The following is a 19037-nucleotide window of genomic DNA, read 5'->3' on the forward strand; positions in this document are numbered from 1 at the left end:
AGTTTCGGTTGTTCTTCTATTTGTTCGGTACTTATTTTTTTGTAGCATGAATCGAATTCTCTTGTTCGGGAAGTTGTTGCCCAAGAGCTGACAGAACAGCTTCGATTTTACTAATTTTATTTAATTGGGCTTGTTGTTTTTGTACTATGGCCTTAAGCTGTTCAATTTGCTCTTGTTGTTCTTTAATAGCTTCGACCAGATAAGGGGTTATTCTTCCGTAATCAACTCCGTCTATCTCGCCATCAGTTCCTTTTTTTGCTGCTTGCGGTAGTATTTCGTGTACTTCTTCAGCTATAAACCCAAAATCCTGATGTCCCCCGTGGTCTTTATTCCAGGTATAGGTAACTCCTCTTAATTTTTCCACAGTATCAAAAGCATTTTGAATATCATTAATACTATGTTTCCACCTACGGCTCGAATAGGTAGGAAAACTTTGTGCATATACACTTGGTTGTGCTGCATCTCCTCCTCCCGGACTATCCCTGAAGTAAAAGTTATTGTTGGTGTACCCCAAAAAGTCCTCACTTGCTCCAGGATGCCCAAAGGAAATAAAGTTACCAGCTGCGCCGACATAGGTGTCATCAGGTGCAAAAGAACCAGGAAAGTAAATTCCTCCATTAGCATAAGTTGCGCCGGTTGTAGTGGTAGTTCCATTAAAAATTAAAGTGTTGGTATCAAAAGTTCCATAAATCAGTGGTGTAGCTGTGGCACTATTATCGATGTATAACTTATTATCTCCTGTTTCATTAGCTCCGGTAAAATATCCTAAAAAAATATTACCATTACCAGTGGCATTCAGTCCTGCTGCAGTACCCATTATGGTATTATTGTTTCCTATGGCATTAGCTCCTGCTGCAGAATCTCCAATTACAACATTGCTACCACCAGCACTGGTTCCTCCTGTAGCAGTACCGATCATCGTATTGCTATTCCCTGCTGTTGTAGTTGCTCCTGCACCATCTCCTAAAAACGTGTTTCTGGAGCCACTGACATTATCTCGTCCTGCAATAGTACCAACATATACATTATTCGTTCCGTCTACTAATAAGAAACCAGCTTGCGATCCCATAATGACATTTCGCCTTCCTGTAGTATTTAATCTGGCTGCAGCTCTACCTACAAAAACATTAGAATCTCCTGTATTAACACCTCCAGCTCCCTGGCCCATAATCACATTGGATGTTATAGTATTAAACAGCAAGTCACCATTGGCATTCTTGCTCATTTGAGCTATTTCTGTACCATCGGTATCAAATCGAATGATGTTTTCGTTAGCAGTTTCTTCTACCTGTATTTGGGTATTACCATCAGCATCGGCTAATGTGGTCAGGTTTCCAGATATAGCATTGGCAGTAGTAGCTGTGGTAGCCATACTAGCATGCAACGCATAAGGCACTTGTTGTAGTTTAGTCGTTCCTATACTAATATATGTGGTACCGCCTGTTATATCTACAGCAATGCCAATCCATTGGTTTTGCTGACTCCAGTTAATACTACTAAAGGTATCTGAAGTTGTTCCAGTTCCTATAGGTATTGAGATTACTCCTTGAGCCGAAGATGTTACTGTATGCGTTTCTGTATATACTACTGTATCGGGTCCAGCTCCTTCTAAAACCTGAACCTGAACTCCTATAGATTGATTGACGACAGGATCTCCACCGGCATTTCTAACGACTGCCTGGTAATTAAAGGATTGTGAAAAACCTAGCATGCTACAAAGCAGCAATATGACGAAAGGGGTATTTTTATTCATTTCTAAATAACTTTTTTATTTTCTTCTTTTCGTTTTGCATTTTGATTTTTTTGATTCCAAATCCGTCAATTCGAGTGTCCGCCTCAGGCGGATGTATCGAGAATAGGGTTTTGAATAAAAAAAGCTATTCTCGATACATTTTGTCTTCGTTTTACTACGACAAAACACTCGAACTGACGCTTTTTTTTTATAATATTCTAATTTTTACCATTTAGTAATGATTCTACTAACTTTTTTAAGCTGGCCACTTCTTGCTTTAGTGTTTCTATTTCGGTAGTATTCTTTGTTTTGGTATCTTGAATACTGTTAGAAATACTTTTTGATACCTGCATTTTTTTCTTAGAAGCACTTACCTTTGCTGGTGGAGCCATTGCCGAACCTTGTTTTTTAGCCATTTTATAAAGCTTGGTTTGACTTTTTTCTCGCACTATCTCGAAATCTTCAAAACCTTTGCGCACTCCAAAAGCTACCCAGTCAAATGTATAGTTCCCCTTACCCTTTGTCAATTCTTTTACGGTAAAGGATTCCTGGCTTTTGGATACTACAGATAACCCTTTGGAGTCTGCACTGTGTGGAGTTAGATACATGGTAAGCGTAGTTCCGTTTATGGTTTCTTGATAATGCTCCGGAAGTTGGATTACTGCTTTTCCATTGATTAATTTTGCTGTTCCTCGCATATACGCACCGGCTTCGGGTCCTTCGAGAGAGGCATACCAAATTTCTTTGGAAGCATCTTTAGGGTGATCCATTTTAAAATTTTTGATATTTCCATACACCACTCCTTGTCCATTGGCATCTATGTACATTCCTGCATTGGGCGAAGAATTTGAATCAGCTACTCCAATAAACCCGTTATTATTTTCTCCGTTTAAATTTCCCAACAAAATATTGGAAGAAGTTGGCCCATACACAAATAAAGCTCCTACATCAGTACTGGTATCTATAAAAGAAGCTATTCTTTCCTGGCCCGAATCATTATACAGACTGATACCTCCTGCATTTGCATATTCCTCTCTTATCGCTACATTAAGAGTTCCATTGGCTCCATAAGTTAGTAGTCCGTTTCCTCCACCATCGATTCTTACTCCACCGGCATCCACGCGTATTCCTCCGGTATCTACCCGTATAGCACCGTTTACATTGAGTTTGGCATTTGGAATGGTTTTACCGATACCAACGTTACCGGTATTATCTATTCTCATATGTTCGCTTGCATTGGTAAAGAATGTCAGGTCTCCATTAGACCAATTGGCTACTGCTACATCTCCGGTATCTCCTCCGGAAAGCCCATCTCCATCGGGGCCGAAAAGTGCACGGGTTCCTGCTTCATTATTTATCTCTATATACGAGGCCAATCCAGTACCTACTCCATTAACAAGAACAGGTCGAGCCGAGGCTGCTTCTATTGTCAACGCTCCATCAGTACCTATAGAAACCCCTTCACTACCCCCGTCATTACTCAACCAATTGCTACCTAGTTGTAGGTTTGTAGTAGCTGTATGGTTTCCCAGATTATCCGCCAGAGTTTGATTAGCCCAGGTATAGTTGCCCGATCCATCGGTAGCTAATACTTGTCCATTGGTTCCTCCTGTGGGTAGTTCAATTTCATTGGCCGGATCTGCATCCGGACTATTGGCTGCATAATTGGCATAGGGTACACTTAATAATTGAGAGGTTCCAATAACCGTATAGGTTGTTCCTCCCGTAATATCCATAGCAACTTCTAACCAATAATCCTGTGAAGACCAGTCAATATTGGCAAACGTATCGGTTGTGGTGCCCGTACCCACCGCTAAGGATACTACGCCCTGCGAACTCGTTGTAGCAGTATGAGTTTCTGTATATACGGTTGTACCCGTTGCACTACCTTGTAACAGTTTAATCTGCATTCCTACAGATTGATCTGTAACGATATCTCCTGTGCTACTTCTTACGACAGCTTGGTAGTTGAACGATTGTGAAAAACTTAGCATGCTATAAAGTAGCAAAACGAATAAAGGGGTATTTTTTTTCATGTTCTGGTAATTGTTTTTATTTCATTATTTATCTAATACAGTCAACTTATATTTTACCCTATTTTTATGTATTAGCTTTGATTTATTGTTCTCCTTTTCCTAGGTTAGGATTCATCAGGTTATTGATATCGGTATTTTGTATCTGGCCATTCATATCACAATCTGCATTGTTATATCCTGATCCTCCCAATGATTGGATTACCATATTGATATCAGAGTTCTGGATCTGACCATTTTCATCAAAATCTCCAGATGGGATTGTCAGAATTCCTCCACCTATATCGATCACAGCATTGGTTCCTCCTAATATATTTAAAGGGTTCGCTGTAAAATCTATGTTACTAGTACTGGTAGTTAGATTCATCGTATTTGCAGAAAGAATCCCTAAATGATTTCTATGCTGAATTGCTATAAAATAAAGCCCTTCGGGTTGTGCAAAAGATACTGTAGATGTACCATCAACTGCTACAATATCTCCATCTCGCTGTAGTAAAGCTGATATTCCTTCTATGATTATTGAAGCATCAGTGGCATCTCGTAACTCTACCCAAATCCAATCTACGATAGCATCATTAACGGTTGCTACATCAAATACAGATGCATCTGTACTTAGTGCATCAGTATAAGGACTAGTTAAAGGAAGTACTCCTGCACTTCTAAGGTCATCCCGCATCAATCCATCTGAAGTAATTGTAGAATTAACCGCAGCTCCTTGCAAATATACTTTTGGAGCTATTTTTATGGAACAATGTCCACCGGGATCCGTTATGGTGACGGTGACTGTTTTTTGAGTTTGATTTCCATTCGTATCCGTGGCTGTCAATGTAATTGTATTGTCTCCAATATTGGTACAATCAAAAGTGGTTTGTGAAGCTTCCAGCGTATCTACACCACAATTATCAAAGACTTCGGATGTTGGTAAAAAGGCAACTACCTCATTATTGGCAGACCATCGTGTCCTATTTCGTCCGGATACAGCTATCGCTGAAGTACCGTTAATATTTTCAAGACCCATAGTTTTGTCTTTACCTACATCTTCAATATTGGTGGCGTGGATTTCAATACGATTGGACGTTTCAAATAATTTAACCTGTACTGTTGTATTTAATGAAGAAGCAAAATAGGCTACATTATCAAAATCTACTATCAAGGTTCTGTTAGGTGCTGTTCCAATAGTAGTATATCTTATCGTACCTCGAACGCTTGGGTTTATATCATTCCAATCAAAAGCGATCAGGTTATTAGGTTTACTGGTATCAGGGATTAGTTGAGCTCTGTTAGAACTTTCATTTTCGTCAGAAAAGGTAATGAATCCATTAGATGACAAATATAATTCTGTATACTGATTTCCATAAAAAGCAAAAGTAAACCCTATGGGTAATGCCGAAGAGACATCATCATCGTTTAGTATTACCTCGGTACCTGTAGCACTGATGTCTTCGCGATTTATAGTTCCTGAAGTATCAACCGTATAATTGGTGGCAAACGGATTCACACCAATAAGATCATTTGCAGCTACGGTGGCTGTGCCATTTGCTCCCAATGTAACATTATAATCCTGAGTTGCAAATAGAGGACTTGTTTCATCTATAACGGTAACATCATAAGAGCAAGAAACTGTATTACCATCATTATCCAAACTATCGTAAGTATACCTGGTGATACTACCTACATCTAAAATAGTTCCACTGGCGGGACCTGCAGTGATATTACTTGCACAAGGATAATTATAGACCACCCCGCATCTATTAGCCTCCGAAGTTAATGTAATATCTCCAGGACAATAGGGTATCGTAACGGTTACTATGGTAGAACAGCTTGCCTGGTTACCCGCAGCATCTGTAACAGTAAGTGTAACTGTATGATCACCAATATCAGAGCAATCAAAGAACCTTTTACTTACAGATAAACTGTTTATTTCACAATTATCAGATGCCTCTTGTAAAATATCATCTGCCGTAAGACTTACAGACCCGGTATCATTTAATTCTAAGGTAAATGGCGCTACACACTGTACTACAGGTAATGTTTGATCAATGAGGTTTACAGTCACCGTAGTCGTAGAGGTATTTCCAGCATTATCCGTAGCCGTTAATATTGTACTGCTAGTTATACCGTTTGCACAACTAAAATCTGACTGGCTCATTGTAAAACTTTGTAATCCACAATCATCTGCGGCACTAGCGTTCAAATCTGCTAATGTAATGGATGCAGTACCTGTTACTGCTCCGACAATCACATCTATAGATGTATCTGTAGTAATTACAGGAGGGGTATCTTCTATTATTATGGTCACATCGATTGAACTCATATTACCAGCTGTGTCTGTAGCTACCAATTGTACTAAGTGATCTCCTATGTCGGCACAGTTAAAATCTGTTTTGCTTAAACTAAGGGTTACATTTCCACAGTTATCGGTAAATGAAAGCCCAATATCCTCAGGAGCAATCGTTACATTTCCGGTAAGATTCAAACGAGTAGTGTAAGTTGTTCTCCCTATCGGAGAAAGATCTCCGCGAACCCACATTCTATGGATGGTACTTTGTGTATTTCCAGCCTGATCATCTACTTCCCATCGATTACCAATACCCAGCCCCCAATGTGCACTTCCTGTTACAAAAAAAGGAAAAGAGGTCAATGCATTGTTTCCCTGATCGGCGAACACCCGAAATCCGTCTCCTGGAAGATTTGCAGTATGCCCTGAAAGTTCTGTATATCCTCCATTTTCCATACCGCTAAAAGACCCTGATCCAGTTTTGGCATATGTAACCGCCGGAGTATAGTTTGTTTTAAAATCAATAACTCTGTTATGCCCGGTTGTTACTCCATAAAATCTCATTTCTTCAAAGTCTAAATCAGCAGCCAATTGATTTCCCATATGACCCCAATTTGCAGTAGCCGCCTCATTATCTCCCAAAGTTGAAGAACCTAGTAGCGGTAGGTCGGTATTACGCACTTGTAATGGTGGATTATCTCCTGCCACATGTACATAATTAAGGATCATTAACCATCCACCGCCATCAGTATCATTATCTAATTCTGCTTGAAAAGTACTTCCATTAAATTTAAAATAATATCTACCGCTGGGAACACTTGCAACAGTGGATGATAATAAATTACGAAAAGGGTTGTTTAATGTCCCATCTCCTAAGCCAGCAAACACAGGGGCTTCGGTATCTTCTCCCGGGCCACATTGTGCCCGTAATGGTGTATAAAAAGAAAATAAAATAAAAAATAATAGTACTAGTTTTTTCATAAGTGAAAGGGGTATTGTTTTATAGTATGTGTTAAGTACAGCTAAGTGGATACTTACCCTATTTTTTTCTTTATATTGTTATACATTTTACTGTTCGCCTTTTCCCAGATTAGGATTCATCAGGTTATTGATATCGGTATTTTGGATCTGACCATTCATATCCATATCAGCTTTGTGATAGCCACTATTTCCTAATAACTGTATCATTTGATTGATATCCGAATTTTGCACCTGGCTATTTTCATCATAATCCCCAGCAATCATCGCATAGCGTCCGTTGTTAAGTAACACTACCGCATTTGCTCCTCCGGTGATGGACGCCGTATCTATACTTAAATTTACCGTTGTGGTTGTTGCCGTTAACGAATAGGTCGATGCCGAAACAATCCCCAAATGGTTTCTATGTTTAATGGCTAAATAGTAGTCTCCTGCTACTAAATCGAGTCTTAAATCCTGATTTCCATCTACCTCTACAATATCTCCATCGCGTTGTAGTAGTGCCGAACGGCTTGCCACTACATTAGCTTTATTGGTAGCTTCTCTAAACTCTAACCAAACCCAATCCACAATTGCATCTGATCCAGTTGTATTCAACATAGATGATGGCACAATTAAACCATCGCTGTATGGAGAGGTGTTGGGTACGATTCCTGCAACTCTAAGGTCATCTCGCATGAGGTTTTCTTCTCCGTTTACCGGATTCATTCCCGCTCCTTCTAAGAAGGCAATGGGGTGTATTCTTGTGGTGACATCGACTCCTTCGATCACAAGGTCATCGATTACCATTCCTTCCCAATTTAAATAGGTATCAGAATACAACCTAAATCGAAAAGAGATGTGTTTTGCACCCGTTAGGTCTGTTTCTCCATTAGCAGCGTTGGCAACAAAGTCATATGCATATTGCTTCAGTGTTGTATCTCTTCCTGTCCATTGTGCTCCTGGGCATCCATAGCAATCTCCATTAAAATTACTTCCGTCTAAATCACTATTATACCAGGTAGGCTGACTGGTTTTTCGGCCTAAAGTATTCCAGTTTTGCCCGCCATTGATTGTGTATTCAACATTCCCCCAATCATAATTGGTTTCTAAATCAAAAGCCATCTGAAATTTCAGTACTGGATTTTGAATCGTGGTAAAATCAAAACAATTGGTGACCAAAAATGCATTAGCGCTTAACGGATAATTGCCGGATAAATTCGTTCCATACGCCTGAGTACCACTACTGGTTGCGTTTAATCGATTTCCGGTTGGAACTCCTCTTTGCCAGACACCACCCTGAACAAGTAAATTGTCTGATGCTGCTTCAAAAGTATTTGTAACATTTACTATTCCTGTATCATTAATCGTAAATGTTTCAGAGCGTTGATTATTTAAAGCGTTTTCATCATTTGCAGAATTGATATTGACTGTTAATTGATATGTTCCTGATGGTAAGGTTATTTGTGGAAGATTGATTGGGATTTCCTGATTAGAAGTTAATGTTCCGGTCCAGGTGATTCCATCAGGTGTTCCTCCGTCAATTGTATAGGTGATATCTATAGCATTAATAGTATTGATTCCATTATTTCGAACATTAATTTGAGGACTAATACTTCCACAATTGGAATCTGTGCTTTCTGGACTTACAATTTTAGCCAAACGAACATCTTCCTGAAGTAATTCTACAGGAATTGAAGTGCGCCATATTCCTCGTCCATAGGTTCCGGCTGTTAGGGTTTGGTCTTCAATATTGATTTCTAAATCTTCAATCTTAGTATTGGGTAACCCTTTCATAAAAGGCTCCCAGGTATTACTACTATCGTCTAATCGATATACCCCAAGGTCTGTCGATACATATATTGGGTTCTGAGAATGCTCTGGCTGATGTACTATATCCTCGGGATATTCTGTCGCTACCGGGAAATTAAAGGTGATATCTGTCCAGGTAAGTCCTCCATCAATAGTTTTATGAATTCCTTTGTTAGCACCATTTCCATCTGTTGTGATCCACATAATATCCGGATTGACAGGATGGATTGCAATACCAGCAATAGAATTTCCTACAGCATTGATATTAAAATCAATCGTCCGACCTCCATCTTTACTTACTCTTATATTTTGGTGACTCGAAGAAACGATTCGGTTCGGATCTGAAGGTGCGATTTCCAGTACATCTGTATATCCACCAAGATCACCTACTAATTCCCACGAATAATTGGTTCGGTTTAGTCTAAATAAATTACTCCATGCGGCATATACATCTCCATTAGCATCAGCAGATAAAGGAGGTACCCAAACACCAGCACCTGCATTCGAAGGTCGATATACTCGAGCCAACTGACCGTCACCTCGATTAGATACATACAAAACATCTCCATTTTGTATAAGACCGTAATAGATATTATCATCGGTAGGTGTAATTAATGTGTTTACTCCGTCTCCTGGGTGATACGCTCTGTATTCTCCATTAACTCCTACTCCAAAACCACCGTTATCTTGCAATCCACCAGAAATATTATTGGGATTTCCCTGAGCTACGGCTACATTAAAAAACTCTCCTATTTGAAGATCCTGGTAATGCGGAGTAAAGTTTGACCCTCCATCTGAACTCGAATAGATCCCTCCATCCGAAACCACAAATACTTTGCCTCCTACGACTCGAATTCCATGAATATCTGCGTGTGTATAGGCTTCCGTTAATTGATCCCAGCGATTTAGTTTATCCCAGGTTTGACCACCATTGGTGGATTTCCAAACATCCATTACCCCGGTATAAAGCTCATTTGGATTGGTATCCGAAACACCCATTGCAAAATTATACCAGACCTGACTGTTACCAATCAAGCTACCAGCACCCTCTTCTCTTGTAGAGAATGTTTGTCCACTATCGGTTGAACGATAAATTCCATGCCATCTCTCATTATCGGCATCCGAACTAAAAATGTACACGTAGTTTGGATCTGCCGGTGTAACATCAATCACCATTCTGCGAACATTGGTAGGAACACCGCTGGTTACTTGTGCAAAGCTGGCGCCTCCATCTGTTGAGCGATAAAAAACATTAGGGCTAACACAATACACTATATTGGCATCTCCCGGTTTTAGGCGTAAATCTCTAATATTAATTCCAGTAAGCGTTTGTGACCAGGTAACGCCTGCATCTGAAGAAGTAAAAACTCCCTGGTTAGAAGCACATACTAATTTATTAGAGTTACTAGGGTCTATAAATAATTCACTTAGCTTAGTAACATTTCCGAGGGTATTCACGTTCAGCCCTGTTGTATTCCAGGTAACTCCTCCATCTATTGATTTCATCACTCCAATGGTAGGTGTCTGATCAGCATCATCGTCTCCGGTAGCGATATAAATAATATTAGAATTGTTATAATCTACTGCGATCGCAGAAACACCGACTCTTGGTAACTCATCTGTCATTGGAGTCCAATTACCACCTCCGTTTATTGATTTCCAAAGCCCGCCATTAGGAGAACCTACATACCAAACATTACTGTTATTAGGATCAATAGTCACGGCATTTAAGCGGCCTTGACCAGAAGGTTGTGCATTCGCTTGCACGTGATTATAAGGCCCTATAGGTTGCCAATTACTAAGATCCGACATCTTTGCAATTTTAGCACTTGATCCAAATCGTTTTTTTGCTTCCCAAGCTTCCCATATATCTTTTCCTGTAGGAATACTACCATCTACTTTTACCTGTCTTCCCCATAATTGTTCCCATCTTTTAAATGGTTTATAACCACTTCCTTTGGCATCTTTATCATGGGTTTCCCAATACTTGTTAAAGGCTTGTTGAACCTCTGAAAAAGTAGGTTTTTTATTGCTCTTTTTTAGATTGAGTTCTTTCATCCAGGGAGCCGTAGAATTCAATTGCGCCATAGCAAGGCTACTGCATAATAGTAGTATCCACAAAGTAACATTTCTCATAGGTTTATTATTTGGGGTTTTTTAGTAGTGCTTCAAAAGGGGATCGCTGATCTAATAAAAAGGCATTAATAGAATTTTTACATATGCATATGGTAAAGGATGTTAGGTATTCATCTAAAATTGCTCTCCTTTTCCTAGATTGGAATTCATGACATTATTGATATCCGTATTTTGAATCTGACCATTCATATCCATATCAGCAAGTGAATACCCTGATCCTCCTAACAATATTACTACTGCATTAATATCTGAGTTTTGTACTTGTCCGTTTTCGTCAAAATCACCACCTAGCATTGCAAATTTTCCATTCCCTAAATCAGCTACGGCATTAGCTCCTCCTTGAGCTACTGTATTAGCTGCGCTAAAATCCAAGGTAGCTACCGTAGAAGATAGCGCGACAGTATTTGCTGAGAGGATGGCCAAATGATTTCGATGAGAAACCATCACATAGTAGTTATCTTGTGGTAATTCGAATTCTATATCCGATGTACCATCTGTAGTAACAATATCTCCATCTCGTTGTAGTAGAGCAGAAGTTGAGGCAAGTACTGTATTGGCATTATTTTTATCTCTTAATTCTACCCAAACCCAATCTACAATAGCATTAGCTCCCGTAGCATTAAAAACAGTAGTTGTTGTCGTTGCTGCATCTGTATACGGAGATGTTGTTGGAATGGCTGTCGCAACTCTTAAATCATCCCGCATCAGTGTTTCTTCACCTGTATTTGGGTTGATGGCAGCGCCTTGTAAAAATACAACTGGATTGATCTTTATGGCTAATTGTAGAGTTGCTTGCTGAAATCCCTGAGTTAGGGTAGTGGTACCATCTGTGATGGTAGTAACCGCAAGTTCTCCAATAGTAAAGTCAAGGGTAACACCATTACTAATGGTGTTACCTCCTGAACTGATTACTTGTCTTTCTACGCTTTGTGCTTGTGTACCAAAGAATGTACATACACCTAGTATTGTTAGAAATATCTTTTGCATACCTAGTTCTTTTTATATGTTACCTGACTTTTTATAATTGCTTCTATAGCTTCAAGGCGTTTTTCTAAATTAGAAGCTTCAGCAGCTTCAGCCTTTAGTTCTGTTATTTCAGATTGTTGCTGTTGTATTTGTTGTTGTTGTTCTTTAAGTGCTTCTACCAATACAGGAATCAATCCTGTATAGTTTACACTTTTATATCCCTGATCATTAGTAGATACCAGATTTGGGAAGATCTTTTCGATGTCCTGTGCAATTACACCATATTGTGTCCCATCCGCAAATTTCATATCCGAGAATTCGTCTTTTCTCATTTCATACTGAACTCCTTCAGTTTGTATGATTTTTCCCAAACTACCAGATAAAGATTCAATATTCTTTTTATAACGACGGTCTGAGATATTAGTTAAGTTTCCGGTATAATTTAAATCTCCGTTTACATTCAATGCATAGGTGGTTTCTGGTGTAGTCGTACCTACCCCAACATTACCTGAAAAAGCAGTATTCCCGTTTTTAAGCATTACTAATGCATCCGAATTAACGGGACCATTTATATCAAATACACCATTACCAATCACAAACAAACGATCTGTTTCTATATAAGCATTGGCATTTCCTGCAGCTGCTGTATTCAAATATCCTAAACTAACCTGCCCCGCACTCTCTGCTGTAAGACTATTTCCTAAAGTTACAGTTCTTGATCCCGAAGCTGTGTTTCCAATTCCTAAAGCAACCGAATATGCACCTGAAGCGGTATTTGATCTACCCATAGCTACCGTAGAAGTATTAGAGGCAGTATTACTATCTCCTGCGGTTAAAGAATATAATCCTTGGGAATTATTCAAAACTCCGAAAGTTGCAGAATACCATCCGCTTGCTGTATTATTAGCTCCAAAACCAGCAGAACCTTGTCCTAGATTGGATTGTTCAAAACCTGTAAAAGTATCAATGTTTAATCCAGCTCTAAATGCTGATAAACTTTTATCAAAAAACATCCTTGAGTTGTCATTGGCCCCAGTAATGTCATTAATCTGCGTACTACCAAATACAAAATCATCTGTAGCAGTATCTCCCGGTGCATTGCTGGTCACATTATTTACCGTAGAAAACACAGTTACAGGTAATGCTGGTTGATCTACCCAGCTATATACACCGCTACCATCTGTGGCTAATACTTGTCCGTTGTTTCCTCCTACTGGTAATTCGATTTCATTGGTCGCATCTGCATCTGCATCATCAGAGGTAATCCAGGAATAGTTTCCGGATCCGTCTGTGCTTAGTACAAATCCGTTTGTACCACCAGCAGGCAATATGTCATTACTTATCCAAGATAAGTTTCCTGAACCGTCTGTAGAAAGTACTTCTCCGTTATTTCCACCATTTGGAATCGCATCTGCTGCTGGAGTTACCCAAGATACGTTCCCTGCTCCGTCTGTTTGCATAATCTGTAATGCCGTACCATCTTGTGCAGGTAATGTAAATGAAGTTCCTGCTCCCTGGTTATCACCATCAATAGTTAACATTCCATTTAAGGTCGTATTACCATTTTTAAGCATTACCAAGGCATCACTACTCAAAGCCAGGTTAATATCTTCTTGTCCATTACCGATTACGAATAAACGATCGGTAGGTACCCAGGTATCTGGAGAACCGGAAACAAATGTACTATATTGACCCAACTGAATTTCAGCCATGGAGTTGGCAATTACCTGTCTCCCAATCGCAGTAGCATAGTTTCCATGAGCTCGTGCAGTTACTCCTAATCCTCGGGAAAAATCTCCAAAACCACCTGCATTAGTACCAAAAGCAAAAGCCTCATTACCCGTGGCATTGGCATTACGTCCCATGGCAAATGAGTTAGTCCCACTAGCTTGTGCACTTTCTCCAAAAGCTACGGAATATTGACCGACATTAGCTTCGTCCCACTCATCTTGTGGAGTATACCCTGCACGGAAAGCAGCTTTACTTTTATCAAAGAACATGCGATTATTCAAAGTAGGGCTAAAAAGACCATTACCATCCAGTTGAGGAGATCCGAATACAAAATCATCACTCTGAATATTGCCGTTAGCATTACTAACTACTCCTGCTGTATAATCAAAAGGACCGGCATTGGTAGCATTATTACTATTTAATGCATACATCGCATAAGGCACAAATTGTAGTTTTGAGGTACCGATCTGTACATAGCTCGTTCCACCAGTAATATCAACCTGGACATCAATCCACTGATTTTGTTTACTCCAATCGATTGCCAGAAAATTCGCTCCCGACGTTCCTCCTCCAACAAGGAAAGTAATTACTCCTTGATCATTAGAGGTTACTGTATGGGCTTCGTTATACACAACACTTCCTGTTGCGCTTCCTTCTATAATTCTTACGAGCACACCAACGGATTGATTGGTAACCGGATCACCGGCTGCATCTCTTACTACTGCTTGGTAGTTAAAGGTTTGTGAAAATCCAATCCCATAACATAGAGCAGCTATTAAAAAGCATATATATTTTTTCATTATTTATATAAGTTTATATAGTTTTTATTGAGTTTGACATATGGGGTTGCTATGAACAACCCCCTCATGCCCCGCATATTATTGCGTATCACGGCACCTTTTTCCGTGATATAAGTTTATCCCTTTATAATCTCTAATATTCCTAAGAACAGTAAAGTGTATAGAGCGAGTAATGTTAGACTAAGTCTATATTTTTCTATTGTCTTTTTCATGGGTAGGGGTATTTTGCTATATTTTTAGAAAATGCCTCAACCTTTTAAGAGCTGATTGAGACATTTCTTTTACACATCAATTATTAGCGCATTTAGTTTTGGTTTTACCTTTTCTTTACGAACTGCATAGTTTTTACTGCTGTTCCTGCAGTAATTCTTACCATATAAACTCCTTCCTGAAGTTGTGCAACATTAATAGTCTCTGAACCATAACTACTTATATGCTTCACTAACCTACCTTGCATGTTGTAGATCTCTACAGAATCAACAGTTTCAGAAATTCCAGATATTACAAACCTATCTGATACCGGATTTGGATATAGTTTTATTAATGCTAGTTCATTATCATCTATGCTTAGTAACGGCACAACGTTTACTGTTCTGGTTACTTCTATAGCATTGTTTCCTGATGCATCCATAGCGTTATAAGTAACACTATAGCTTCCAACAGTGTTTGTATTTACTGCAGAAGCATCGATTACTACAGCTGATCCATCATCTGTTGTAGCTCCTAGTTCTACATAAGAAGTACCTTCAACAATTTCCTGAGGATTTGCTCCTGTTAAGCTAATCACCGGTGCAGTAGTATCTACTACATTTACTGTTCTTACAACTTCTACTGCATTGTTTCCTGATGCATCGGTTGCGTTATAAGTAACACTATAGCTTCCTACTGCATCTACAAATGCACTGTCATCAATCACTACAGCTGAACCATCATTAGTGGTAGCTCCTAATTCAGAATATCCAGCACCTAATTCTATAGTTTGTGGATTTGCTCCTGTTAAGCTAATTATTGGCGCAGTGGTATCTACTACGTTTACTGTTCTTACAACTTCTACAGCATTATTTCCTGAAGCATCGGTTGCGTTATAAGTTACACTGTAACTTCCTACTGCATCTACAAATGCACTGTCATCAATCACTATAGCCGAACCATCATCAGTGGTAGCTCCTAATTCAGAATATCCAGCACCTAATTCTATAGTCTGTGGATTTGCTCCTGTTAAACTAATCACTGGAACTGTTGTGTCTACTACAGTTACTGTTCTGACTACTTCTATAGCATTGTTTCCTGATGCATCCATAGCGTTATAAGTAACACTATAACTTCCTGCTATATTAATATCTACCGCTGAAGCATCGATCACCACGGCTGATCCATCATCTGTTGTTGCTCCAAGTTCTGTATAACTATTCGTTCTTTCAATAGTTTGTGGATTTGCTCCTGTTAAGCTAATTATTGGCGCAGTGGTATCTACTACATTTACGGTTCTCACTACTTCTACAGCATTGTTTCCTGATGCATCGGTTGCATTATAAGTTACACTATAACTTCCTACTGCATCTACAAATGCACTGTCATCAATCACTACAGCCGAACCATCATCAGTGGTAGCTCCTAATTCAGAATATCCAGCACCTAATTCTATAGTTTGTGGATTTGCTCCTGTTAAACTAATTATTGGCGCAGTGGTATCTACTACATTTACGGTTCTTACAACTTCTACAGCATTATTTCCTGAAGCATCGGTTGCATTATAAGTTACACTATAACTTCCTACTGCATCTACAAATGCACTGTCATCGATCACTACAGCAGAACCATCATCAGTGGTAGCTCCTAATTCTGTATATCCAGCACCTAATTCTATGGTTTGTGGGTTCGCTCCTGTTAAACTAATCACTGGAGCTGTGGTATCTACTACATTTACTGTTCTGATTACTTCTATAGCATTGTTTCCTGATGCATCCATAGCGTTATACGTAACACTATAACTTCCTGCTGTATTAATATCTACCGCTGAAGCATCGATCACCACGGCTGATCCATCATCTGTTGTTGCTCCAAGTTCTGTATAGCTATTCGTTCTTTCAATAGTTTGTGGATTTGCTCCTGTTAAGCTAATTATTGGCGCAGTGGTATCTACTACATTTACTGTTCTTACAACTTCTACAGCATCGTTTCCTGATGCATCGGTTGCGTTATACGTAACACTATAGCTTCCTACTGCATCCACAAATGCACTGTCATCGATCACTACAGCTGATCCATCATCGGTAGTAGCTCCTAATTCAGAATATCCAGCTCCTAATTCTATAGTCTGTGGATTGGCTCCTGTTAAGCTAATTACTGGAGCAGTGGTATCTACAACATTTACTGTTCTTACTACTTCTACAGCATTGTTTCCTGATGCATCGGTTGCGTTATAAGTTACACTATAACTTCCTATGGCATCTACAAATGCACTATCGTCGATCACTACAGCCGAACCATCATCAGTGGTAGCTCCTAATTCAGAATATCCAGCACCTAATTCTATGGTTTGTGGATTTGCTCCTGTTAAGCTAATTATTGGCGCAGTGGTATCTACAACATTTACTGTTCTAATTACTTCTACCGCATTATTTCCTGACCCATCAGTTGCATTATAGGTAACACTATAACTTCCTACTGCATCTACAAAAGCGCTGTCATCAATTACTACAGCTGATCCATCATCTGTGGTAGCTCCTAATTCTGTATATCCAGCTCCTAATTCTATAGTTTGTGGATTTGCTCCTGTTAACATAATTACCGGAGGTATCACATCTATTACCCCTCCAGAGGAATCAAAGGTATCATTGAATAACTGTGTTCCTGGATTGTTTGTACAATCAGGAAATCCAAAAGCTGCAGGACCACAAGCCGTAAAAAATTGATCTAAGAATACCGCTCCGGTTTCAAAAGTAACCATTGGATCCTGAGCGATATCTGCATATTTTATTTTAACATGAAATAACAACTTCGGAGTACCGGTTACGTTTTCCGCGGTAATCGTTCCAGAACTTACTCCTTGCTGAAAGGATAAAGAAACTCTGGAAGTTGTATTGTCATTTTGTATGAAACTGGTATAAGCCGGAAATCCATATACTTCTCCTAAAATATAACCATTAGGCTGCGTATATTCAAGGTTTCCACCTGCAGAAACATTAGTTCCGAAAGCAGCAGTGTTATAGTTCAGGTATAACTGACCTGATCCTAGTTTGAAATCTACTGTACTTTCGATCAAGACATCTACTTCGTAGAAGTCGTCCATTCCATCATTCGTGTTTTGGGCATTGGCAAAGGTAAAAGTGATATCCTGTGCCTGAACACTTATTAGTCCTGACACCAGGGCAAGTGCCAATGTTAAGTTCTTGATAAATCTGTAATAATTGTGTTTCATGTTATTTGTCTTTAAGGGGTTTTAAGGATTGTTTGTTTTTATTAGTTTTCAATAATTTTATGGTTTGTTTCATTGTTGTTACAGTTACATTTTGATATACCCTATTTTTATTTTTGTTTTTTCGATCAAAAACACAAACAATCAGAATTCGTAATTAAAAAGAATACTAAAATGTAGGTTTCTAGGTCAAAAAAGTAACCAGCACGACAATGGTTCTTTACATTTGATTTATTGATGTATTAGTTTGTAATTTTTCTGTATTCCTTCTGTTCGTACCTGTACAAAGTATACTCCTGTCGGTAATTGAGAAACATTGATGATGTCTTCAAGATTATGATCCATAATCTGTTGTATCAGCTTACCATTTGTGTCTACAATACTTATATCTGCTATAGTAACATCCAGTCCTCTCACTATGAAATAATCATTAGCGGGGTTTGGATACAGGTTTAATGTATTTAGTGTTTCTTCTTCTGTATTTATAATATTTAATGATGCTCCAGAGGAATCATAGGTGTCGTTCGTTAATTGTTTTCCAGGCAGGTTAGCACAATCCGGAAAACCGGCTTTAGCTCCTGTTTTTAGCATGCTACCACAGGCTGTAAAAAACTGATTTTGATACACTTCATCCTCTTCAAAAGACACCATAGGATCCCTAGTAGGATCGGCATATTTTATCTTTACATGAAAAAGTGCTTTTGGAGTAGCCGTTACATTCTTTCTAGTCATTGTTTCTGCGCTTACCCCTTGCTGAAAAGCAAAAGATACTCTGGAAGCTGTATTGTCATTCTGCACAAAACTTTTGTAAGCGGGAAAAGAATAGCTTTCTCCCACAATATATCCTGTTTCATGCGTATATTCAATTCCTTTAGCAACTGAAATATTCTCTCCAAAGGCTTCTGGATTATAAGTAAGGTATAACTGTCCTGAACCTAATTTAAAAGCCTCAGAGCTCTCAATCATAACGTCTACTTCGTAGTAGTATGCTCCATTTTCAATCGTTTTTTGCGCATTGGCAAAAGTAAAATGGATATCCTGTGCTTTTACGCTCATCAGAGTAACAAATAATGCAACTATTAATAGCGATAAAGGTTTCATTGTATTAGTAATATGTTTCATATTTCTGGGTTTTTACAGTGAGTTTTTTAGATTTTTAATTCTTAGTAGACAG

At 38.9% G+C, this 19037-nt stretch carries 8 protein-coding genes; all 8 read right to left on the reverse strand.

Translation table 11 applies throughout. The annotated features are described in order from the left end of the window. Positions 1–31: 31 nt before the first annotated feature. Positions 32–1753: a tail fiber domain-containing protein gene (locus Q0975_RS20455; protein WP_299440114.1), complete on the reverse strand. Its 1722-nt coding sequence runs from the start codon at positions 1751–1753 to the stop codon at positions 32–34. A gap of 197 nt (positions 1754–1950) precedes the next feature. Beyond that, the gene (locus Q0975_RS20460; protein ID WP_299440116.1) at positions 1951–3768 is read right to left on the reverse strand and encodes a hypothetical protein; all 1818 of its coding nucleotides are present in this window, start codon (positions 3766–3768) and stop codon (positions 1951–1953) included. Between the two features lie 82 nt (positions 3769–3850). Continuing rightward, complete coding sequence (locus tag Q0975_RS20465; RefSeq protein ID WP_299440118.1) at positions 3851–7024, reverse strand: HYR domain-containing protein; 3174 nt, start codon at positions 7022–7024, stop codon at positions 3851–3853. 87 nt (positions 7025–7111) lie between these two features. Continuing rightward, on the reverse strand, positions 7112–10948 hold the full coding sequence (locus Q0975_RS20470; protein WP_299440120.1) for a glycosyl hydrolase: 3837 nt from the start codon (positions 10946–10948) through the stop codon (positions 7112–7114). Positions 10949–11062: 114 nt separating this feature from the next. Continuing rightward, on the reverse strand, positions 11063–11935 hold the full coding sequence (locus Q0975_RS20475) for a hemagglutinin protein (RefSeq protein WP_299440122.1): 873 nt from the start codon (positions 11933–11935) through the stop codon (positions 11063–11065). A gap of 2 nt (positions 11936–11937) precedes the next feature. Then, the gene (locus Q0975_RS20480; protein ID WP_299440124.1) at positions 11938–14445 is read right to left on the reverse strand and encodes a tail fiber domain-containing protein; all 2508 of its coding nucleotides are present in this window, start codon (positions 14443–14445) and stop codon (positions 11938–11940) included. Between the two features lie 316 nt (positions 14446–14761). Beyond that, positions 14762–17866, reverse strand: coding sequence for an immunoglobulin-like domain-containing protein (locus tag Q0975_RS20485; RefSeq protein ID WP_299440126.1), 3105 nt, complete (start codon positions 17864–17866; stop codon positions 14762–14764). A 228-nt stretch (positions 17867–18094) separates the two neighbouring features. Next, positions 18095–18985: a T9SS type A sorting domain-containing protein gene (locus tag Q0975_RS20490; RefSeq protein ID WP_299440128.1), complete on the reverse strand. Its 891-nt coding sequence runs from the start codon at positions 18983–18985 to the stop codon at positions 18095–18097. Positions 18986–19037: the final 52 nt, after the last annotated feature.

The sequence above is a fragment of the uncultured Aquimarina sp. genome (assembly GCF_947500065.1).
GTDB lineage: Bacteria > Bacteroidota > Bacteroidia > Flavobacteriales > Flavobacteriaceae > Aquimarina.